This is a genomic window from Ruegeria sp. CDSA033 (assembly GCF_059612305.1).
This window is the reverse complement of the sequence record NZ_JBXWQI010000008.1, coordinates 1-20082: the sequence shown is the minus strand read 5'-3', so window position 1 is coordinate 20082 and position 20082 is coordinate 1. Positions and strand designations below refer to the sequence as shown.

The following is a 20082-nucleotide window of genomic DNA, read 5'->3' as shown; positions in this document are numbered from 1 at the left end:
TTTGAGCCATAAAACGTTTCAATTGGACTCCTTTAGATGCCTCACGTCATTGGGCGCGGTATTTAGCAAGCTCACTCCAACACAATTCAAGAGCATCCGACGTGTTCTGCGACTTACGCGCCGCGCAAATGTTCCACGTAAGGTTCTGTTTCATCGACACGGGTTTGATTGTCTTTGCACGGATCAGCCCTGCGAACGTGTCCGACATCCCTCCCACAATGAAGTCAGGCTCCGCCAACAATCCGGTCAGGAGGTTGTAGTCGTCGCATTCGATATGCGGCTGGGCATTGACCTTTTCGACGGCCTCGGCATCGCCACCAAGTGACTTTATCAAGGTTGCTTTCCAATGTTTGTGAAGATGCGGCGATGCAAAGGGATAATCGAATATACCAGCTATAGTTTGCGGGCCGCGCTGGTGAACCCCATGATCGCGATGAGCAACAAACTGGATTTGCTGTTTTTCCATCACCATGATCTCGACATCCTCGGCTTCAGGTGTGTAGGTCAGATCGCCGAGGAATATGTCGAATTTTCCTGCCTGCAAAAAGTCGAGCGGGCGTGCGTAGGCGCTTACCAGAATTCGGAAGCGCAAGTCAGGCATCACTTGCCGCATTGATCGCAAAACGGGCAGGATCAGGGTCCTCGTGGTCAGAGGCCCGCAACCGATCAGCAAAGTGCCCGGCCCGGTTTCGCGCAAACCGGCCACACGTGTCGCATATCGGTTCAGGTCTTCGCGCAGCTCCTGGGCGATTGGAAAGAACTCCTGCCCCGCGCGTGTCAGTGTGCTGCTGTTTCGGCTTCGATGAAACAAAACAAGTCCCGTATGGTCCTCGGCCTGCCCGACATAGCGGGACAATGACGCGTTGGACACACCCATGGCACGGGCTGCATTTTGGAAGCTGCCGGTTTCAGCCAATGCAAGAAAGGCAGTCAGTGCTTTTTCGTTCATCATGTGGTCAATTTCATTTCAGGTTTCGTTTTTTAGATTTCATAATATGAAATCCTGGTAAAGCTCTGTTGCGACGCGAAAGTTTCGACCGCTATCCCTGATGGACCCTTCGATACTCCCACCATCGATATCGTCTTCTACGTCCACAGAGGTAAAAATGTTCATTCTTCGATCTGTTGCGGTTTCCGCCACGCTGGCCACAGCTTCGGTTTGTGCCATGCCAGTTTTGGCCGAAACCGACCAACCCAATATCCTTGTCATAATGGCCGACGATGTCGGCTGGGCCAGTCTGGGCAGCTACCATCAGGGTGTAAAAAGCATCAAAACCCCCAACCTTGATCAGCTTGCTGCGGATGGCATGCGTCTGACGGATTACTATGCGCAGCCAAGCTGTACCGCCGGACGGTCTGCCTTTATCACCGGACAATTTCCGGTTCGAACTGGGATGCACACAGTTGGCCTGCCCGGAGACCCGGAAAAAGGTCTGAGCGAAAATGACCCTACTCTAGCCAACATGCTAAAATCTCTGGGCTACACAACTGGTCAATTTGGCAAGAACCATCTGGGCGATATGAACAAGTTCCTGCCAACAGTGAAAGGTTTTGACGAATACTGGGGCTGGCTCTATCACCTGAACGCGATGGAATACACATCCGATCCGGACTGGCCGAAAGATCAGAAATTCAACGACACTTTTGGCCCCCGGAACATCATCCACGCCTACGCAACTGATACCATGGATGAAACTATTGATCCGCGCTGGGGTTTGGTCGGAAAGCAACGCATCATCGACGATGGTCCCGCTCCGCCCGAGCGGCAGAAGACGCTCGACAATGAAGTAACAGCGCACACACTGGACTTCATCAACCGCGCGGTTGACAGTGAAACGCCTTTCTTCGTTTGGATGGCCCCGGCGCGCGCGCATGTCTGGACCCATCTGAGCCCCGAATACGAAGCCATGTTGGGTGACGGGCGTGGTTTGCAGGATGTGGTCATGAAGGAGCTTGACGACAACGTGGGCAAAGTCATGGCTCAGTTGGACGAACTGGGCGTCTCAGAAAACACAATTGTCGTCTTCACCTCGGATAATGGCCCTGAAACCATGACCTGGCCCGACGGAGGAACAACGCCATTCCATGGTGAAAAAGGGACAACCTGGGAAGGTGGTTTTCGCGTTCCCGCTATCATTCGTTGGCCCGGAAAAGTCCCAGCCGGAACCGTGAGCAATGGTATTTTTGCCGGTCTTGACTGGATGCCCACTCTTGTTGCCGCCGCTGGCGGCCCGAACGATCTGCCCGGATCATTGCTCCAAGGCTACGAGGGCTATCAGGTGCATCTGGATGGGTTCAACCAACTGTCGTTTTTGACTGGTGACGGCGATAGCAACCGGGATGAGATCATCTACTACGAAGGTCCGGACTTGCAAGCGGTTCGGCATGGTGACTGGAAAGCGCACTTCACGATACAAACCGAAGGTTGGGCGGGACCCAAAGAAGAACTGAACGCACCCCTACTATTCAACCTGCGCCGCGATCCTTACGAAAAAGCGGCAGAGGAATCGGGGATGTATACACGGTGGATGGGCAACAAGATGTGGGCATTTGGTCCTGCTGCTAAAATCGTGCAAAACCACCTGTCGACATTCAAGGAATATCCTCCACGGGGATCGGACATAACCAACCAGGGCCATGTCGAAGAGCAAATTTCGACCGAAGGCGGGATGTCGCAGTAGAAACCAACACTCGGGAGGCATCAATCGTTGCCTCCCGATCCATACTAGAATTTGCGCGAAAACACCTGCTTGCGCAGGGTCCGCTTTTACACCTAAGCTTGTCATTTGGACGTAGCGCAGCATCAGTCAATTTGGACTCAGTGCGGTCATCTGACGGTTTCAATAGGAAATTGAGCCGTTCCATATTTGCCGCTGAATGGCCGATTTTGCTCCAGCGCGCACCTACGTTCTGTCTCTTACCAAGTGCGGTGTCATGTCTAACTTGGATGCATAGACTGCGCATTCCAGTGCTAAGCGCGCCATCACGGCCGGATCAGCGGTATCTTTGCCCATACCGATCACTTCCTGAGCCGAAAGGCCAAGCGCCAACCAATATTGATTTTTCGGCAACTCATACCGCCTCAGAATCGGCAGATATTGTGGGAACAACTCTTTCACAAAATTCTGCGGCAAATCGCCAGGCAAATGATTGTCAGGCACCTGTATTTTGCCAAAGTCAGGCGTACCTCCTTGTGCAGTGACACGTCCGAACAACTCCTGAAAATCAATCTGCGGAACTTCACCAAGATGATGCTGCGCCATTCCAGCAAAAAGATGCCACAGCGAAAGGGTTTGAGAACCCAAGTCTTCGCCCTCAACTAACTTGCGATTGATGTAGTCGCCAAACATCAAACGTTCGCCGGATTTAAGGTTGGCAACTACGACTTCGGGGGCTTGTGCATTGGGATCACGCACAACAAGGTCTAACATCGCATAGGAGCACGATGCGCCAGCAAGCGACCCAAGCACACCCAAAGCCGTTTCAACACGGATGCCTCTTTCGTCGTTCAGCATATCAAGCGTAGCGGCAGTTATGTCCTTGCTGGTCATTTTAGCACGGATCAGCGGATCGGATGGCTCCTCTTTGTTGATCGCATTGTGCATTGATTTGACTTGCGGTGATTGGTTGAAATCGCCTTGCTCTGGTGGCAAATCAGTGTCCTTGTTATTCTTTCTGCGCTTCCAAATTGCCATCTCGTTCCTCAAATAGTGTATCTTGTTTGCGCGAGGCTACAAACCTTTGATCTGATAGGCAGCGAGGGAGAGTTACTTGACCTTCATACAATCTAAAGTTCATTATTAATCTAGATGTCTGCGATCCGAGACATGCAGATCAGACCTTCGTGCACTGCGCAGCATCCGTCTTTTTGGGCTCAGACGGGTCATCCGACGGTTTCGGTAGGTCTTAGGGACAGTTCAGACGCCAGCAACGACAGCAACGACAGCAACGACAGCAATGCGGACTTCCAGACTTTCGCTGCAAGTGCACCATCGTCTGCTGTTGGACTCCGAGTATACGACCGCTGCTCGCCAACAGGCGGCGAAAGTGATTAGAAATCCGTTTGGAATGACGCATCAATCTCTGGTTACAGTTATTAGCGCATCATTGAGTCGCTGACGACGATCTTCTGATGCAAACGGTGCCGAGGCTACGAAGCGGTTAACCTGAAAACCTGGCTGTTGAGCGCGCAACGCGGCCAGCACTGATTTTGAGCGTTCATACTCTCCCAGTTCGGCATAGGTGGCAGCGAGCAAGACGAAGGCTGCGGCAAAACCAGGAGCTTCCTCAACCGTGGTCTCCAGCAACGCGCGCGCGGTTTCTGCGTCTCCAAGCTGAAGATGGACGTGTGCCTCAATCCAGTCAAATCGCGCCGGATGATGAGGGTGCAAACGTTTGGCGTGCTGGATCGCTTCGCGTGCCTCTTTAAGATCGCCGCCATAAACAGCCGCCTCGGCCAAAATAGCGTAGCCTTCTGCGAAATTCCGGTTGAGTTGGATCGAATGCCGCGCTGCCGCAAGTGCCTTGTCATTCTCTCCGATGGCAAGGTTCAGGATTGCCAACGCGAAATAGGCATTCGGGATGTCCGGATCGAGTTGTATTGCTGTGATGGCGGCCTGAAGCCCCGGTTGAACAGACTGCCGTTGCAACGGGGTGGCATAGTCGAACATCATGTCGCGCCCGTATGCCACAGCAATGTACGCATGTGCACGTGCATAGTTTGGGTCAAGCGCAAGAGCTTTTTCGAAGTATTCGCGTGCCCGTTGATTGCCTTCTCTTGTCCCGTCGCGCAATGGCTCTAAACCGCGTAGCAACATGAAATACGCGTCTGTCGCCACGCGCGATGGCACCACGTTGGCTTTGAGCGAAAGTGACAGGGCGTCGACGATCGCGCGCGTCACATCTTCCTGGACATCGAAGGGGTCCTGCCGAACCCGATCAAATCGCTCTGCCCAGATATTCACGCCCTCGAAAGGGTCGATTAGAGAAACATTGATGCGCACCCTGTCATTGGAGTGCCGTACGGTTCCGCGCACAAGGTAGCGCACGCCAAGATTATCAGCGATCTCCCTGAAACCGGCCTCGGCTTGAGGAAAGTCGCCGCTGGACGCGAAGGCGATCACCGTCAGATCCGGTATCTTGGCGAGGTCCGTGGTCAAATCCTCGCTGAGGCCGTCCCCAAAAAATTGCAACTCTTCGCCACCGCCAAGATTGACGAAGGGTAGAACCGCGAGCGTCTTGTCGGGCAAAATTTGAGGCGGCACTATGGCTGCGCTACCTGCATCAAATTTGCCGGAAACAGAAGTGAACCAAAGGCCCAAACCTGAGGCAAACAGCGCGAAAGCCCCAACCGCTGCGATCAGGCGAAGGCTGGTGTGAGGCAGTCTTGTTGGGCGATCCGCAGATGCCACAACCGCAACCAGCCGGTAGCCAATTTTTGGATAGGTTTCGATCACATCTTTTCCGAGCGCGCGACGAATATCACTGATGCACTGGATCAATGAGTCGTCGGTTGTTGCGATGCCCTTCCAGACCGTTTGAACAAGCGCTTCGCGATCGACCACCTCTCCCGCCCGAGAGGCAAGCACCGCAAGGACATCGGCGGATTGCTTCCGCAGGTGTATTGGCGCGCCATCTGTCGTGGTAAGTGCACCGGTTTCAAGGTCGTAACGACCCTGACCAATTCGCAATACGCGTGATTTCGGAGCGATTTCGGAAGTCATTCAGGACATTTCAGCTCGGATTTCGCCAACATTATAGTCGGTTTTGGGCAGCATAGCCACGAAAGCCACAAAGCGCTAAATTTGAACCATGGAGGATCATATGTTCAAATTCCCCACTTTCCGTGCCGTACTAGTTGCGGCTCTCTTCACACCCATTGCCGGATTTGCCGGCCAGTTTGTTGTCGAACTGGAAGCACCGTTCGAGGCCCCCTCTGAGGCGCTCATGCAGCAGGCAGGTGTGATCGTCGACGAAACGCTGTCCGCTGGTCTTGACAGCTATGTAGTAATGACGGCCAAGAATGAAGGAGCAGTGCGTGACTTGTTTCAAACCGCCGCCATCACAGCAGAGAAAATCTCGGAAGTGCTCTTCATCAACTCACCCACCGTTGGCGGTGGTCAGGCCGCCGGTGCAGAGCCGCGAGACGGGCATCAGGTTTTTGTCATAGAACGTCCAATTCCTGGTGTCGGGTTCTTCGGGCTGGACAAGAAGGAGAAGATTTCGAAGGGCTCGAATGCAGCGGTCGCTAAACTTGGCGATGTGATCGAATGGGACCATTCCTATCTGACGGGTGAAGGGACGTATTGCATCTACCGGGCCGACAATCCCGATACGCTGCGCGAGCATGGCGCATTGGCCGGAGCGCCGATCGGAAAGATCACGCCGGTAAGCCAAATCGCAAACTGAACAACCTGTCGTCTTGGACTTCAAGTCGGAAATTGCTCCGGACAAGTTTCGGGGCAACTTTAATTGGGGCGACGGCACGAGTTCGACCCAACATCAAAAGCGAACCTGAACCCAAAGCCGTCATTCGTTCGAAGCGCGGCATTCGACAAATTGGGCTCACTGCTGCCATTAGATGCCGATTGCAAAACGCAACATCACCATTAAAAATAGCTATCTAAACAAGAAAAGACCTGCCAACGTCACCGCCAGCAGGCCCTTGAAAACCCTTATCGGGTTAACAATCACATCCGCGATGCAACGTTTTCCCAGTTTACCAGATTGTCGAGGAAGTTCGACAGGTAAGCCGGACGCTTGTTGCGGAAATCGATGTAGTAGGAGTGCTCCCACACGTCGCAACCCAGCAGCGCGGTCTGACCAAAGCACAGCGGGTTGACGCCGTTTTCGGTCTTGGTCACGGCCAGCGAACTGTCTGCGTTCTTAACCAGCCACGCCCAGCCCGAGCCGAACTGACCGGCACCAGCCGCGCTGAACTGCGACTTGAACTCGTCAACCGAGCCAAAGCTCTCGGTCAGGGCTTTTTCCAGCTCACCGGGCATTGCGTTGCCGCCGGGGCCCATCATTTCCCAAAACTGGTTGTGGTTCCACAGTTGGCTGATGTTGTTGAAGATGCCGTTTTGCGCGACGGCATTTGCGTCGTAGGTGCCAACGATGATCTCTTCCAGCGACTTGCCGTCCCACTCGGTGCCGGCGATCAGCTTGTTGCCGTTGTCGACATAGGCCTTGTGGTGCAGGTCGTGGTGATATTCCAGTGTTTCCGCGGACATACCCTTGGCTGCCAGCGCGTCATGTGCATAAGGAAGATCAGGAAGTTCAAAAGCCATATCGGCCCCCTGTTAAAAATGTAAGTTGCGGTTCCCAAGGTTAAATGCTTTGGCAGCCGCCGCAGGTCAAGAGCCGAGACAAGAAAACCCGGAGGCAGACGATGCTTACACAGGCGCGCAAGATGTTTTACCGCGCCCGCGGATACTATGCGGGCCAGCTGAATGGCGAGCCGTTTCGTCTGGACCCTTATCATTCGAAATTTTGGCGCAAGGCATCCGATGGCAAGTGGGAGCCTGAAACCTTCGCCGTGCTCGACAAGTATCTGTCGGCAGATCGGGATTATCTGGACATCGGCGCATGGATTGGTCCCACAGTCCTGTACGGTGCCCGCAAGGCGCGGCACGTTTGGTGTTTCGAACCGGACCCAACGGCATTTCGGCATCTGGCCTGGAACCTCGACCTGAACGACATCCAAAACGTTTCGGCCTTTGGCGTGGCGTTGTCGGATCAGTTCGGAGTGGCTCGCATGGCGTCGGTGCGCGGCGAGCCGGGCGATTCCACCAGCTCACTTTTGCACGACGGAATACATGGCAATGACGCCTTGACGATCGCATGGGACCAGTTCGAGGCCGCGAATGACCTGTCGGGTATCTCTCTGGTCAAGATGGATATTGAAGGGGCTGAGTTTTTTGTGCTGCCAACGATCCTGCCCTGGTTGAAACGGACGCGACCTACTCTGTACCTCTCACTCCACTCACCGCTTTTGCCCGAAGAGGACAGACATCAGCGGACCTCAGACATGCTGAGCAGTCTCTCCTTTTATTCTGAAATTACTGACGAAACCGGACGCCCACTGGATGTTCAGAAAGCGCTCAGCCCAACGGAAATGACACGGTACCGTACGGTACTTTTTTCTAACTAGTAATGCAGCCGCTATTCCTATCTAAGTAGTTGTTTCCTCACTTACCAATCTGGCGAGTGCTAGTTGAATAGCACCCGCGGAAGAGTTTTTGAGAAAGCAAAATGACAGCATCGCCTACGGGGATTTCTGAGACGATCTTTTCCGCACAATCAGTTCTGGCGGATACTGTCGAATACAAATGTGAAATCACGAAGTCGGACGGCCATGGCTGGATCGCGCCAGTTTTGCGCATACAAGCGCTGCCAACAAACCATATGGTTCGGGAGTTTGCAGCGTAACCACCGGGTAAAGAAAACCCCGGCGTAGCCGGGGCTTTTCAGTTCACTTCGGTTCAGTAAACCCCAACCTCGCTGCCGGGCTGCGCCGCAACTTTAAGCAGCTTGAACACGTAGTCTGCGGCCGACCGGAAACAGACAACGCGGAAGGTTTCGGCGTCATCCATCCAGAACGCGCCTGCCACCTGCGCCAGGCGCGAGCGGCGGATTTGACCTGGTTGAAATGCCTCCGCCGACAGCTCGACCGGGGCAAGCTTGCCCAGCACCTCACGCGCATTGCCGCCCGAGATACGGAACACCGCGCGGGCGTCCGAGACGTTGACCGCCAACGCGTGTGTACCGCTCAGCGCGTTGGTCATGGCTGCCAGTTTGGCCTCAACCTCAGCGTAAGGAACAAGCACCAGTAATTCATCGGTGGACATCCAGCAGACGCCGGACTCACCATCGACCAGAGCTTCGCGCTGACCGGGCATTTTCTGACCCGTTGCGTCCTTGACGGCCTTGGCCAACACTTTGTCGGACAGGTCGCCGCGCAAAGTAATCATGCCCTGCAGGCCACATTCCTGGATCTTGGCGATGCCATCATAGCTTGCGTGGTTCAGTGCGCTGATGGGTTCAGACATTCTGCTTCTCCCCTTCCTTATCGAAGAAGATCGGGTCCACGATCTTAGCTTTGTAGGTTTTGCCATCGGTGCCCGGGAACTCGACGATCTCGCCCATGCGGTCTGGACCGTGCTTGATCAGACCCATGGCGATACCTTTTCCGAGGTTGGCCGAGTAATATGTCGAGGTAACGCGACCGATCATATTGCGCTGACCATTGGCGTTGACCCCCTCGCCGACTGCGTAAGCTCCGTCAGGGATGACAGAACCATCCACAGTCTCAAGACCGACCAGTTTCCAGCGGTCCGGATCGGCCATGTGGCTGCGCGAATGGGCGCGTTTGCCAAGGTAGTCCTCTTTCTTTTTCGAGAGCGCCCAGTGCAGCCTCAGATCCTGTGGGATCACGGTGCCGTCGGTCTCGTCCCCGATCATGATAAAGCCCTTCTCGGCCCGCAGGATGTGCAGACACTCGGTGCCGTACGGCATCACTCCGAACTCTTTGCCTGCCTCCATCAGAGCGGTCCAGAAGGCTTGCCCCTGGCTGGCCGGAACCGAGATTTCGCAGCTCAGTTCACCTGAGAATGAAATCCGGTAGACACGGCAATCGAAACCACCGATCTGCCCATCGCGCCACTCCATGAAAGGCAGCGCCTCAGCGCTGACATCCATGCCGCCCAGCTTTTCAAGCAGCTTGCGGGCATTGGGGCCGACCACTGCCACCTGAGCGTACTGCTCGGTCACGTTGGCGACGTAGACTTTCCAGTCCCACCATTCGGTCTGCAGCCATTCTTCCATATGGGCATGGATGCGTTCGGCTCCGCCGGTGGTTGTGTGGCACAGCCATGTATCCTCGTCGATGCGAGCGACAACGCCGTCATCGATCAGAAACCCGTTTTCCGAGCACATCAGGCCATAGCGACATTTGCCGATCTTCAGCGTGGACATCATGTTGGTGTACATCATGTCCAGGAATTTGCCGGCATCGGGGCCTTTGACGATCAGTTTGCCAAGTGTCGAGGCATCCAGCAGACCGAGATTGTCGCGGGTGTTCTTCACCTCGCGGTTCACCGCATCGTGCACGGATTCGCCAGGTCGCACATAGGCATAGGTCCGGCGCCAGTGACCGACCGGTTCCCAATCGGCGCCGTTCTTGTCGTGCCAGTCATGCATCGGTGTTTGGCGGATCGGCTGGAACACCTCACCCCGCGCTTCGCCGCCAATCGCACCCATCGAGATTGGGGTATAGGGCGGGCGGAAGGTGGTGGTGCCAACCTTCGGGATTTCCGATTCCAATGCATCAGCAAGGATCGCTAGGCCGTTGATGTTGCTCAATTTACCCTGATCTGTCGCCATGCCCAGCGTGGTGTAACGCTTTGTATGTTCGACGCTTTCATAGCCTTCGCGCGCGGCCAGCTGCACGTCCGAGACCTTGACGTCATTCTGGAAATCCAGCCACGATTTCATGCGCAGCTGCACATCGGCGTTGGCGGGCATCAGCCAGACCGCTTGCATAGCGGCCTCTTGCGTGGCCTCACCAGCCGGAGCCTTGGTGTTTTTCGGCTTGAAGCCAGCCGCCTTGGCGGCCGCTTTGCCAGCGGCATGCGCGTCAGTCAGAACATCACCCAGCGCCAGTGGGCCATTTGAGGCACCTGCGGCCACAACGAACCCTTCGCCATTCGCACCCAGCGGAGGGCGCGCAGGATCGGGGCGGAAATGTGCGTTTGCCTCATCCCAGATCAGCTTGCCACCGCAATGCGACCACATGTGAACTACCGGAGACCAGCCGCCCGACATGGCAACTGCGTCGCACTCAACTTCTTCACGAGCGCCACCGATGCCTTCCTGATTGCAGATTTCGACCTTTTTGACGCGCTTGCCGCCTTTGACTTTGGCAATGGCTTTGCCGGGGTCGACCCGGATGCCAAGCTGTCGCGCCTCTTCGGCCAGCGGTCCGGCAGCAGCGCGCGCATCGATCACACGCAGAACATCTACACCTGCCTGTTTGAGGATGATCGCCGTGCGATAAGCGTCGTCATTGTTGGTCGCAACGATCACACGTTCACCCGGGGTGACGCCCCAATTCACCACATAGTCGCGCATGGCCGCGGCTAGCATGACACCCGGAACATCATTGTCCGCAAAAGACAGCGGGCGTTCGATTGCGCCTGTCGCAGTGACGACCTGCTTGGCCCGGATCCGCCACAGGCGATGACGTGGACCTTGTGTGCCCGGTTTATGGTCGTTCAGACGCTCATACCCCAGCACATAACCATGGTCGTAGACGCCCGCGCCCATGCAGCGGTTGCGCATGATAACGTTGTCCATTGTTTCCAGTTTGGAAACCAATTGTTCCACGAACTTATCCACAGGCTCATCATTAATGGTCCCGCCATCAACCGGAGCGCGTCCACCCCAATGCGCGGTTTGCTCGATCAGCAGAACCTTGGCGCCAGTCTCGGCCGCCGCCATGGCCGCCTGCAACCCGGCGACACCGCCACCGATCACCAGAACGTCGGTGAAAGCGTAGAAGTGCTCATAAGTATCTGCGTCGCGGTTGTCCTTATCGGGTGCTTTACCCAGACCGGCCGACCGCCGGATGATCGGCTCGTAGACATGCTTCCAGAACGGCTTGGGGTGGATGAATGTCTTGTAGTAGAAGCCCGCTGGCAGGAACCGCGCCAGCGCTGTGTTCACGGCACCGATGTCGAATTCCAGGTTCGGCCAGTGGTTCTGTGAAATTGAGGTCAGACCGTTGAACAGCTCGGTCGTTGTGGCGCGCTGGTTCGGCTCGAACCGGTTGCCCTGCCCCAAGCCAACCAAAGCGTTCGGCTCTTCCGCACCGCTGGCGACGACACCGCGGGGCCGGTGGTATTTGAATGACCGGCCCATCATCATTTGGTCATTGGCCAGCAGGGCCGAGGCAAGCGTGTCGCCCTCGTACCCCTGCATCGACGTGCCGTTGAAGGTGAATGTGACCTGTTTCGACCGGTCAATCAGCCGGCCTTGTTTTGCGAGACGGGTGCTCATGTTGCGGACCTTTCGCAGGCGGAATTATGGATGGCGGCGCGGATCATTCGTACTCTCTCCACGTCCAGCCAGGGCGCTTTGCAGTGATCGCGTCCTTGAGTTCTTTCGGCGGCTCGGTGGTCTGGGCGGTATAAGTCCCGAACACTTCGAGCGTTTGTGTGCAGCGAGCGGCGTGGAACCACTTGCCGCAGCCGTTGCTGTGGCGCCAGCGTTCGAAATGAACGCCTTTGGGATTTTCACGCATGAACAGGTAGTCGTGGAATTCGCCATCCGACGAGCCGGGACCGAAGCGTTTCAGGTGCGCCTCACCTCCGGCGGACAGTTCAGATTCTTCGGCGTCGACGCCGCAATACGGGCAGTTCAGGATCAGCATATGGTCATCCTTTTGGCGGTCGGCTGGCAATGTGGCCAACCAGAATTCTATTAGGTGGCACCTTCGGGCCAGGGTGTTAGTGCGCCACCCCGGCGGCGACGCTTTCGTCGATGAAGCGGCCCTCTTTGAAGCGGTCCAGCGTAAAGGCTTCGGTCAGCGGCGAGTGACCTGTGGCCATCAGCTGCGCCATGCCCCATCCAGATCCGGGGATCGACTTGAAGCCACCCGTGCCCCAGCCACAGTTGATAAAGCAACCGCCCAAAGGCGTTTTTGACAGGATCGGAGACCGGTCGCCGGTCATGTCCACAATCCCGCCCCACTGGCGCAGCATCTTCAGGCGCGAGATCATCGGGAAAGTTTCGACCAGTGCCCGAACGGTTTCCTCGATATGATGGAAGCTGCCGCGCTGGGTGTAGTTGTTGAAGGCATCAGTGCCGCCGCCAATCACCATCTCACCCTTGTCGGACTGTGACATGTAACCATGCACGGTGTTGGCCATCACCACCACGTCCATGCAGGGCTTGATCGGCTCGGACACCAACGCCTGCAGGGCAATCGCCTCAAGCGGCAAACGGAATCCCGCCATCTCGGCCAGCTGACCGGAATGGCCCGCAACCACCATACCCAGCTTGTCACAGTCAATCGAACCCTTGGTAGTATCGACGCCAACAACGCGGCCATTCTCAGACCTGACGCCTTTGACCTCGCATTGCTGGATGATGTCCATGCCCATTGCGGAACAGGCGCGCGCATATCCCCAAGCCACGGCGTCGTGACGAGCGGTGCCCCCGCGTTCCTGCCACAATGCGCCCAGAACCGGATAGCGCGGGCCGTCGATATTGATGATCGGCACCAGCTCTTTGACGCGCTCGGGGGTGATCCATTCGGTCTGAACACCTTGCAATGCGTTGGCATGCGCCGTGCGCTGATAGCCGCGAATTTCGTGATGGGTTTGGGCCAGCATCATAACGCCACGGGGGCTGAACATGATGTTATAGTTCAGTTCCTGGCTCAGATCCTCGTACAGGCTGCGCGCTTTTTCGTAGATCGCTGCCGAAGGGTCCTGCAGGTAGTTTGAGCGGATGATAGTCGTGTTCCGACCGGTGTTACCACCGCCCAGCCAGCCTTTTTCGATCACGGCGACATTCTGGATGCCGTAGTTCTTACCCAGATAATAGGCCGTGGCCAGACCATGACCGCCCGCACCGACGATGATCACGTCGTATTTCTTCTTGGGTTCGGGCGAACGCCAGGCGCGTTCCCATCCGGTGTGATAGCGCAGCGCTTCGCGCGCTACAGCAAAGGCTGAATAGTGTTTCATAGGCGAATCCATCCGGTTCGGTGATTGCGCGAAGATATGCCGCGTAACGCCAGCGCGCCCCTGCCGTTCAACGCCGTAATATCGCACTATTGCGACATAGGCCCCATTATTGCGACACGAAGTCGGCCAGCGGCCATTTGTCCCTTTTGTCGGCCCGCCGAGAGGTCTAAGTCAGGGCAGCCACTTCGGAGAAGCCATGTCGTTCTGGGTCCTGATCATCCTAACAGCTGCCGTGACTGCAGTGTTCCTAGGCTATTCTATCCTGCGCGCGCGCGACACACGCGAACCCGCAGCGGCCTATGACCTTCGTGTTTATCGCGAACAATTGGCGGGCGTGGACAAGGATCTGGCCCGAGGTGTCATCGGGGAAGCAGATGCCGAGCGTGTACGCACCGAGATTTCACGCCGTATTCTGGCCGCAGACGCACAGATACAGGCACAGTCGACCCGACCGGGACCGCCACTTTGGGCCTCGGTCACCACGATCGCAGCCGTGGGTCTTATCCTGGTCGGCGGTGCGGCCTGGATGTACGACCGGATGGGTGCGGCGGGGCTGCCGGATCAACCCCTGTCGCTGCGTATTGCGCAGGCGGAAACCTTGCGCGCGGAACGCCCCAGCCAAGCTGAATTCGAAGCCACCACAACACCAGCCCCCTTGCCTGAGCTGTCGGAGGGATATGCGGCGCTTTTGAAGCAGTTGCGTGAAACCGTCGAAGCGCGCCCCGATGACCTGCAAGGCCATATTTTACTAGCGCAACACGAGGCGAACGCAGGCAATTTTCCGGCCGCATACAAGGCCCAGCAGCGGGTGATCGAACTGTCCGGCGACGAAGTCCGCGCAGACGCCTATTCGCATCTGGCCGAAATGATGATCGTGTCGGCTGGCGGCTATGTGTCCCCTGAAGCCGAAGCCGCATTGCGTGAAGCATTAAAACGTGATCCGCGACACGGCCCGGCGCTGTATTACCTTGGCCAGATGATGGTGCAGGTCGGGCGCCCTGACATCGGGTATCGCATCTGGACCGACGCCTTGCGCAACGCACCGGCCGGCGCGCTATGGGTCGACGCAATTCTGGCCCAACTGGATGAGCTGGCGTTTCGCGCTGGCGTATTCAACGCGCCTGAGATGTCAGCCCCGGCAGGCCCTGGCCCAAGTCAGGAAGACATCGAGGCTGCTGAGGCGCTGACCCCGGAAGAACGGCAAGAGATGATCCGCGGCATGGTCAACCAGCTATCAGATCGGCTGGCTACCGAAGGGGGCGCGCCCGAGGATTGGGCCCGTCTGATCGCTGCACTGGGCGTTCTGGGCGAAGGACAGCGCGCCATCGACATAAGGAACGAAGCCATGGCAGTCTTTGCCGGAAACGCCGATGCGCTGGAGATCATCGACGCTGCTGCACTTCAGGCAGGTATTGCTCAATGATTTACGACGAGTTCGAAGACTTCGCCGCCGCATTGCCCCCTATGACTGCCCTGATGGGGTTGGATCTGGGCGAAAAGACCATCGGCGTGGCCGTGTCCGACCGGATGCGCGGCGTGGCCAGCCCGCTTGAGACCGTGCGACGCAAGAAATTCACCCTGGATTCGGCCCGATTGCTGGACATCATCGCGGACCGAGAGATTGGTGGTGTCGTACTCGGCCTGCCCAAAAACATGGACGGCACCGAAGGCCCCCGGTGCCAATCGACCCGCGCTTTTGCCCGAAATCTGTCACGTCTGACCGAGGTTTCAATCAGCTTCTGGGACGAACGGCTAAGCACAGTCGCGGCGGAAAAGGCACTTCTTGAGGCGGATACGTCACGAAAACGTCGCGGACAGGTTATCGATCACGTTGCGGCAGGCTATATTCTACAAGGAGCGCTGGATAGGCTGCGCTTTCTATAAGGGCAACGGGGTGTACCGATGACAAACATGGTCTGGAAAAGGAACGAGGTCGAGAGCCCTTGCATCCAGATATGCGTCGTGCACCCGACCGAGCGCATCTGTACCGGTTGTTATCGCACAATTGATGAGATCACGCGCTGGTCGAAAATGGACAGCGTTGAGCGTGCCGAAATCATGGAAGATCTGCCTGCACGCAAACCCCGCCTCGCCAAACGGCGCGGTGGGCGGGCGGCGCGAATGAACAAATCCTGATATCCACTTCTGGCTTTTTGGCTGAATTCGCGCCGCTGCGGGTCGGTCTGAACTCCGAGGGGGGATCAAGTTCGACGACATGCGTAAGTGAGTGGCAACCCACAGCAGCGCCTTTCAGCAAAATGGTCTTCCGACGTGGTAAGGCGGAAGAACAACACAGGTTTAAGCGGTTTTTGACCAACCGATCAAGAAAAATTGGACAGTCGGTAAATTAACCTTACGTAATGGTAAAGTCGGGCGAATACTGACGTCTTGATCAGCGTCTCCTTACCCCGCGGCAAGCCAGGATTTTGCGTTTTCGAATTCCTCAGAAGGAAAGAACTGCGTACGGGCACCTAGAACGTGACTGGCGACACGCTGCGCCATATGCTGCCACGCTTTGTCCCCCACTATGGCGGCGCGATCCAGCATTCCCACATGCCCTCGGGCCAGGCGGAAATGCGCGGCCAGTGCAGTCAGCCCCTGCCAGCCGTCAAACTCGCGCAGATCGATCAACAGACGGAACCCGTTCTTCGAGCTTAGCAAGGTATCCAGATCACGCTCTGCCTGCTGGTATTCTTCTGGGTCCAGTTTGCCCATCAGGCTGATCTGCACGCAGGGTCCACCCAGATCGGTCACATGAATGGCCCCTAGCGACTCGCGCATCCAACGGCGCGCGGCCTCAAGTTCCGAAAGTTCAAACACCTGAACGGGGCATGGCAGAATCGGCGCGGCCAGACGGATGCTGGTCTGCACCCAGCCCTGATCAGCCGCAACTGCGATACGGTCAAACCCGCGCCAGTGGCTGAGACCCAGCTTGGTATCGGACCATGCCGCCCCAAGGTCGTAGCCTTTGAACTCTGGCTGCACGATCGCCAACAGACGCACTGCATCATGAGCCTCAAGCGCCGCTTCGATCGCGGGGACCAAGGTCTCGCTGTAATCTTTGCTCGTCACTTCACCGGACAGCTCGACCTCAATCTGGGCCCCGTCAGAATGCGTATGAACCGTAATCATCGAAAACCTCCAAACCTGAATAATGGCAACAGGTTACGGGGATTCGATCCACTCGGCTACTCCCCCCGCGCATTCCGGGCGAAAATAGGCGATCATCCGTCCATCCGGCCCGGCGGTCGCCGCTTTGGTCCAGGGTGCGACACCGTGCAGGCAGTGGCGATGCAGCAGATAGGCTTCACCCGGCTTTGCAGGCAGCTCGATACGGGGGCAGGTTTCAAACACCTCTCGACGGGCGGTCTGATAGACATCGGTGATGTCAATCTGGTGAAGGCTGTCCTTGGGCTGGCCTTCCATGACACGCGCAAAGGCCGCACCCAGTATCTTGTGGCTGCCCTCCCACAGAACCATCGGGGCGGCATCCGCGCTGGCCTCGGTTAACGGTATGCCCAGGATCCACGCATGTGGCTCATCCACCCGGCGTCGGCGATCCGGCCCCATAGGGCGTAACCCGTCCACATGCGCCGCGTCACGGTTCCGCCGGTATCTGTTGGCGGCTTCGTTTTCGCCACGACGCGGGCGCGGATAACCGGGATAAACGACCGAGACTTGCCCCTTGTGCAGTGGCAACCGCCCGTAATGTTCGGCGATAAAGTCCATGGCCAGACCTGACAAAAGGTCTGATTGCCCCACCCTGCCCTCTGGATCGTTATCCAGCGCATCCACACCGATGAACCACGTGCCTTCGCAATCCAGCCATTCCGCATAGGCCGGATCTGTGACCGAGGCGCGGGCTTGCGGCAAAGCGTGTTCAACCCATTGGGCAAGTGTCGGATCGTGTGGAAACCTGATCCAGCCCTTGTCCCAAAAATCGGTCATAGCCCCAACGCCTTGCGAAGCATGTTCAAGGCGACCAGCGTCAGAAACACCGCGAACACGCGCTTCAATGGTTTGGGGTCCATCGCATGCGCCAGTTTCACACCCCACGGCGCGGTGATCATGGTCATGGTCACGACAATTGCAAATGCTATCAAATTGACAGCGCCAATTGTGAACGGCGGGCGGTGTTCAGGCGCTATGTCCAAGAATAGAAAGCCTAGAACTGAAGGCACGGCGATGATCACGCCAAACCCGGCCGCCGTTGCAACCGCCCTGTGGATGGGCGTGTTGAACAGACTCATCAGCGGCACGCCAAAGCTACCGCCGCCAATGCCCATCAGAACTGAAAGGAACCCGACCGAAGGTGACAAAACGGCCCGCTTCACGCCTTTTGGCATCACATCACCAAGCCGCCATTCCGATTTGCCCAAGCCCAGATAAGCGCCGATGACCATGCCCAACACTCCGAACAAGGCTTGCAAGGCTTCGGTTCGTAGCGCTGAGGCGACCAGCACGCCGACAATTGCACCAACTGCAATTCCCGGCCCCCAACCGCGCAAAATATCCCAGTCTACCGCGCCTTTCTTGTTGTGCGCCAAGACGGATCGCAATGAGGTGACGATGATGGTTGCCAGTGAGGTCGCAAGACACAACTGCATCAATTGCGGGCCACCATATCCAAGTGTTTGGAACGCATAGAAAAACGCTGGCACCAAAACGATCCCACCGCCGACACCCAGCAATCCGGCCAAAACACCGGCCAGCGCCCCGATTACAAGCAAAAGGCCCAGCATTTGGGCCAGTAACATCGTCTCGGGCATCATCCCCCCAAACCGGCCAACCGGCCGTATCCTGTTGCTGTCAAACCTCTGCCAAAGGCGCGATGCTGTCCAGCGCCTGCAGCATCACTTCGGGGCCTGCTCCGTCGTGAACCGCACCCTCGGACAGAGCCCGCCTCCACGCGCGCGCACCGGGACGACCGGCAAACAGGCCCAGCATGTGACGCGTGATCTGGTGCAGACGACCGCCCCCGGCAAGGTGGTTTTCGACATAGGGCACCATTTTGTGAACAACATCAAACGGATCAGCCACCTGCCCGCTGCCGAAGATCATGGCATCCGCCTCGGCCAAAATATCCGTGGGTTGGTGATAGGCCGCACGGCCAATCATGACACCGTCCAGCCCGGCGTCCAGTTGCACCTTTGCTTGTTCCAGAGACGTGACACCGCCATTGATCGAGATATGCAGCTCCGGGAACGCCGCTTTCATCCGATGCACAAGGTAGTAGTCCAAAGGCGGGATATCCCTGTTTTCCTTAGGGCTAAGCCCTTGCAGCCATGCTTTGCGCGCGTGGATTGTTACGCGTCGGCATCCGGCCGCATGAATGGCCTGCAGGAATTCAGGCAAGACCCGTTCCGGATCCTGATCATCGACCCCAATACGGCATTTGACCGTCACCTCGACATCAACAGCGTCGCGCATCGCGGCAACGCAATCAGCAACACGAGCGGGATCTTTCATCAAGACGGCCCCGAATGTACCCGATTGCACCCGATCCGAAGGACAGCCGCAGTTCAGGTTGATCTCATCATACCCCGCTTGCGCGCCCAGCTGGGCCGCCTGCGACAGCTCCTCTGCATCAGAACCGCCCAATTGCAGCGCGACGGGGTGTTCCTGCGAACTGAAGTCCAACAAATGCAATGCGCCACCTCGCACCAACGCCGGGGCGGTTACCATTTCCGTGTATAGAAGTGTCTGCTGGCTGAGCAGTCGGTGCACAAATCGGCAATGCCGGTCCGTCCAGTCCATCATGGGTGCAACCGACAGCCTCGCGGCCTTGGTGACAAGGCTTGTTGAAGCCGACTGGCGCTGTAAAACAGGGTTTGACGATGCGGTCATGGATGGGTCTCGGTGTACACTGAATAGGTGGCTTACTGCACCGGACCGCGTTTCGCAACCAAGGACGAACTGTGGTCAAGACGTGTACCTAAAAGGCACTCCAGCACAAAAAGAAAGGGCAGGTCTTTCGACCTGCCCTGCGCGATAGCACCGATTGGGAGGAGTAGGTGCGCCTCGCGGCGTTTGCTTACTTGGCAGCAGTTGCTTTCTTGGCAGCTGCGGTCACGTCGTTGGTGGCTTTTTTGACGGCCGCGGTAGTGTCTTCGGCTACGTCTTTGCCAGCTGCCATCAGCAGCTCAACGGTTTCGGACTGAACTTTTTTCGCGATCTCTGCGAAGGCTGCCATGTTTTCAGCTGCAACTTCAGCCGATGCGCTGGCGAAGTCTGTGGCCGCTTTGGCGTAGTCGGCAGGCTCTGCCTTGGCTTTCGACATCTCGGTCAGCTTGGCCAGGGTGTCCTTGGTCCATTTGCTCGAGATCTCAGC

General features: G+C 57.0%; 19 protein-coding genes. 6 read left to right on the top strand and 13 right to left on the bottom strand.

Going from position 1 to position 20082, the window contains the following annotated elements; translation table 11 throughout:
- Positions 1-46: 46 nt before the first annotated feature.
- Complete coding sequence (locus AC2FLA_RS12020) at positions 47-952, bottom strand: LysR family transcriptional regulator (RefSeq protein WP_496722444.1); 906 nt, start codon at positions 950-952, stop codon at positions 47-49.
- Positions 953-1106: 154 nt separating this feature from the next.
- On the opposite strand from AC2FLA_RS12020, the gene AC2FLA_RS12015 reads away from it, so the two are divergent.
- A complete protein-coding gene (locus AC2FLA_RS12015; RefSeq protein WP_496722442.1) occupies positions 1107-2681 on the top strand; it encodes an arylsulfatase in 1575 nt (524 codons plus the stop codon).
- 222 nt (positions 2682-2903) lie between these two features.
- Here AC2FLA_RS12015 and AC2FLA_RS12010 read toward each other — a convergent pair whose 3' ends face one another.
- Positions 2904-3695, bottom strand: a complete 792-nt coding sequence (locus AC2FLA_RS12010; RefSeq protein WP_496722441.1) for a hypothetical protein — start codon at positions 3693-3695, stop codon at positions 2904-2906.
- A 381-nt stretch (positions 3696-4076) separates the two neighbouring features.
- The gene (locus AC2FLA_RS12005; RefSeq protein ID WP_496722439.1) at positions 4077-5723 is read right to left on the bottom strand and encodes a tetratricopeptide repeat protein; all 1647 of its coding nucleotides are present in this window, start codon (positions 5721-5723) and stop codon (positions 4077-4079) included.
- A gap of 100 nt (positions 5724-5823) precedes the next feature.
- Between AC2FLA_RS12005 and AC2FLA_RS12000 the strand changes: the two genes are divergently transcribed.
- Positions 5824-6408, top strand: a complete 585-nt coding sequence (locus tag AC2FLA_RS12000; protein ID WP_496722438.1) for a nickel-binding protein — start codon at positions 5824-5826, stop codon at positions 6406-6408.
- A 281-nt stretch (positions 6409-6689) separates the two neighbouring features.
- On the opposite strand, the gene AC2FLA_RS11995 is transcribed toward AC2FLA_RS12000, so the two are convergent.
- Positions 6690-7289: a superoxide dismutase gene (locus AC2FLA_RS11995; protein WP_496722436.1), complete on the bottom strand. Its 600-nt coding sequence runs from the start codon at positions 7287-7289 to the stop codon at positions 6690-6692.
- Between the two features lie 101 nt (positions 7290-7390).
- On the opposite strand from AC2FLA_RS11995, the gene AC2FLA_RS11990 reads away from it, so the two are divergent.
- A complete protein-coding gene (locus tag AC2FLA_RS11990; RefSeq protein WP_496722435.1) occupies positions 7391-8152 on the top strand; it encodes an FkbM family methyltransferase in 762 nt (253 codons plus the stop codon).
- Between the two features lie 331 nt (positions 8153-8483).
- On the opposite strand, the gene AC2FLA_RS11985 is transcribed toward AC2FLA_RS11990, so the two are convergent.
- The 4 genes from AC2FLA_RS11985 to AC2FLA_RS11970 form a co-directional block, all read right to left on the bottom strand.
- Positions 8484-9050, bottom strand: coding sequence for a sarcosine oxidase subunit gamma (locus AC2FLA_RS11985; protein ID WP_496722433.1), 567 nt, complete (start codon positions 9048-9050; stop codon positions 8484-8486).
- The gene (locus AC2FLA_RS11980; protein WP_496722431.1) at positions 9043-12057 is read right to left on the bottom strand and encodes a sarcosine oxidase subunit alpha family protein; all 3015 of its coding nucleotides are present in this window, start codon (positions 12055-12057) and stop codon (positions 9043-9045) included. The genes AC2FLA_RS11985 and AC2FLA_RS11980 overlap by 8 nt, the downstream gene beginning before the upstream one ends.
- 43 nt (positions 12058-12100) lie before the next feature.
- Positions 12101-12430 (bottom strand): sarcosine oxidase subunit delta, encoded by a 330-nt coding sequence (locus AC2FLA_RS11975; protein WP_282120397.1) that lies wholly within the window; start codon positions 12428-12430, stop codon positions 12101-12103.
- A gap of 76 nt (positions 12431-12506) precedes the next feature.
- Complete coding sequence (locus AC2FLA_RS11970) at positions 12507-13751, bottom strand: sarcosine oxidase subunit beta family protein (RefSeq protein ID WP_058278329.1); 1245 nt, start codon at positions 13749-13751, stop codon at positions 12507-12509.
- A gap of 196 nt (positions 13752-13947) precedes the next feature.
- Between AC2FLA_RS11970 and ccmI the strand changes: the two genes are divergently transcribed.
- From ccmI to AC2FLA_RS11955, 3 genes are read left to right on the top strand one after another with little or no spacing between them, the layout of a single operon-like run.
- Entirely contained in the window at positions 13948-15174 is a 1227-nt protein-coding gene (gene ccmI, locus AC2FLA_RS11965; protein ID WP_496722429.1) for a c-type cytochrome biogenesis protein CcmI, read from the top strand.
- Complete coding sequence (gene ruvX, locus AC2FLA_RS11960; RefSeq protein ID WP_058274067.1) at positions 15171-15635, top strand: Holliday junction resolvase RuvX; 465 nt, start codon at positions 15171-15173, stop codon at positions 15633-15635. The genes ccmI and ruvX overlap by 4 nt, the downstream gene beginning before the upstream one ends.
- A gap of 18 nt (positions 15636-15653) precedes the next feature.
- On the top strand, positions 15654-15887 hold the full coding sequence (locus tag AC2FLA_RS11955) for a DUF1289 domain-containing protein (protein ID WP_058274068.1): 234 nt from the start codon (positions 15654-15656) through the stop codon (positions 15885-15887).
- Between the two features lie 267 nt (positions 15888-16154).
- On the opposite strand, the gene AC2FLA_RS11950 is transcribed toward AC2FLA_RS11955, so the two are convergent.
- The 5 genes from AC2FLA_RS11950 to AC2FLA_RS11930 all read right to left on the bottom strand — a co-directional run.
- Positions 16155-16883, bottom strand: a complete 729-nt coding sequence (locus AC2FLA_RS11950) for a SpoIIAA family protein (RefSeq protein WP_496722427.1) — start codon at positions 16881-16883, stop codon at positions 16155-16157.
- A gap of 33 nt (positions 16884-16916) precedes the next feature.
- Complete coding sequence (locus AC2FLA_RS11945; RefSeq protein WP_496722425.1) at positions 16917-17699, bottom strand: hypothetical protein; 783 nt, start codon at positions 17697-17699, stop codon at positions 16917-16919.
- On the bottom strand, positions 17696-18520 hold the full coding sequence (locus AC2FLA_RS11940; RefSeq protein WP_109311481.1) for a sulfite exporter TauE/SafE family protein: 825 nt from the start codon (positions 18518-18520) through the stop codon (positions 17696-17698). The genes AC2FLA_RS11945 and AC2FLA_RS11940 overlap by 4 nt, the downstream gene beginning before the upstream one ends.
- 40 nt (positions 18521-18560) lie before the next feature.
- Positions 18561-19598, bottom strand: a complete 1038-nt coding sequence (gene dusA / locus AC2FLA_RS11935) for a tRNA dihydrouridine(20/20a) synthase DusA (protein WP_496722423.1) — start codon at positions 19596-19598, stop codon at positions 18561-18563.
- A gap of 187 nt (positions 19599-19785) precedes the next feature.
- Positions 19786-20082 (bottom strand): phasin family protein (locus AC2FLA_RS11930; protein ID WP_496722421.1); only part of this gene is annotated, 297 nt, incomplete at its 5' end.

Coding starts and splice junctions, on each gene's coding strand:
- AC2FLA_RS12020 (WP_496722444.1), bottom strand. CDS start 952: ATGATGAACGAAAAAGCACTGACTGCCTTTCTTGCATTGGCTGAAACC.
- AC2FLA_RS12015 (WP_496722442.1), top strand. CDS start 1,107: ATGTTCATTCTTCGATCTGTTGCGGTTTCCGCCACGCTGGCCACAGCT.
- AC2FLA_RS12010 (WP_496722441.1), bottom strand. CDS start 3,695: ATGGCAATTTGGAAGCGCAGAAAGAATAACAAGGACACTGATTTGCCA.
- AC2FLA_RS12005 (WP_496722439.1), bottom strand. CDS start 5,723: ATGACTTCCGAAATCGCTCCGAAATCACGCGTATTGCGAATTGGTCAG.
- AC2FLA_RS12000 (WP_496722438.1), top strand. CDS start 5,824: ATGTTCAAATTCCCCACTTTCCGTGCCGTACTAGTTGCGGCTCTCTTC.
- AC2FLA_RS11995 (WP_496722436.1), bottom strand. CDS start 7,289: ATGGCTTTTGAACTTCCTGATCTTCCTTATGCACATGACGCGCTGGCA.
- AC2FLA_RS11990 (WP_496722435.1), top strand. CDS start 7,391: ATGCTTACACAGGCGCGCAAGATGTTTTACCGCGCCCGCGGATACTAT.
- AC2FLA_RS11985 (WP_496722433.1), bottom strand. CDS start 9,050: ATGTCTGAACCCATCAGCGCACTGAACCACGCAAGCTATGATGGCATC.
- AC2FLA_RS11980 (WP_496722431.1), bottom strand. CDS start 12,057: ATGAGCACCCGTCTCGCAAAACAAGGCCGGCTGATTGACCGGTCGAAA.
- AC2FLA_RS11975 (WP_282120397.1), bottom strand. CDS start 12,430: ATGCTGATCCTGAACTGCCCGTATTGCGGCGTCGACGCCGAAGAATCT.
- AC2FLA_RS11970 (WP_058278329.1), bottom strand. CDS start 13,751: ATGAAACACTATTCAGCCTTTGCTGTAGCGCGCGAAGCGCTGCGCTAT.
- ccmI (WP_496722429.1), top strand. CDS start 13,948: ATGTCGTTCTGGGTCCTGATCATCCTAACAGCTGCCGTGACTGCAGTG.
- ruvX (WP_058274067.1), top strand. CDS start 15,171: ATGATTTACGACGAGTTCGAAGACTTCGCCGCCGCATTGCCCCCTATG.
- AC2FLA_RS11955 (WP_058274068.1), top strand. CDS start 15,654: ATGACAAACATGGTCTGGAAAAGGAACGAGGTCGAGAGCCCTTGCATC.
- AC2FLA_RS11950 (WP_496722427.1), bottom strand. CDS start 16,883: ATGATTACGGTTCATACGCATTCTGACGGGGCCCAGATTGAGGTCGAG.
- AC2FLA_RS11945 (WP_496722425.1), bottom strand. CDS start 17,699: ATGACCGATTTTTGGGACAAGGGCTGGATCAGGTTTCCACACGATCCG.
- AC2FLA_RS11940 (WP_109311481.1), bottom strand. CDS start 18,520: ATGCCCGAGACGATGTTACTGGCCCAAATGCTGGGCCTTTTGCTTGTA.
- dusA (WP_496722423.1), bottom strand. CDS start 19,598: ATGACCGCATCGTCAAACCCTGTTTTACAGCGCCAGTCGGCTTCAACA.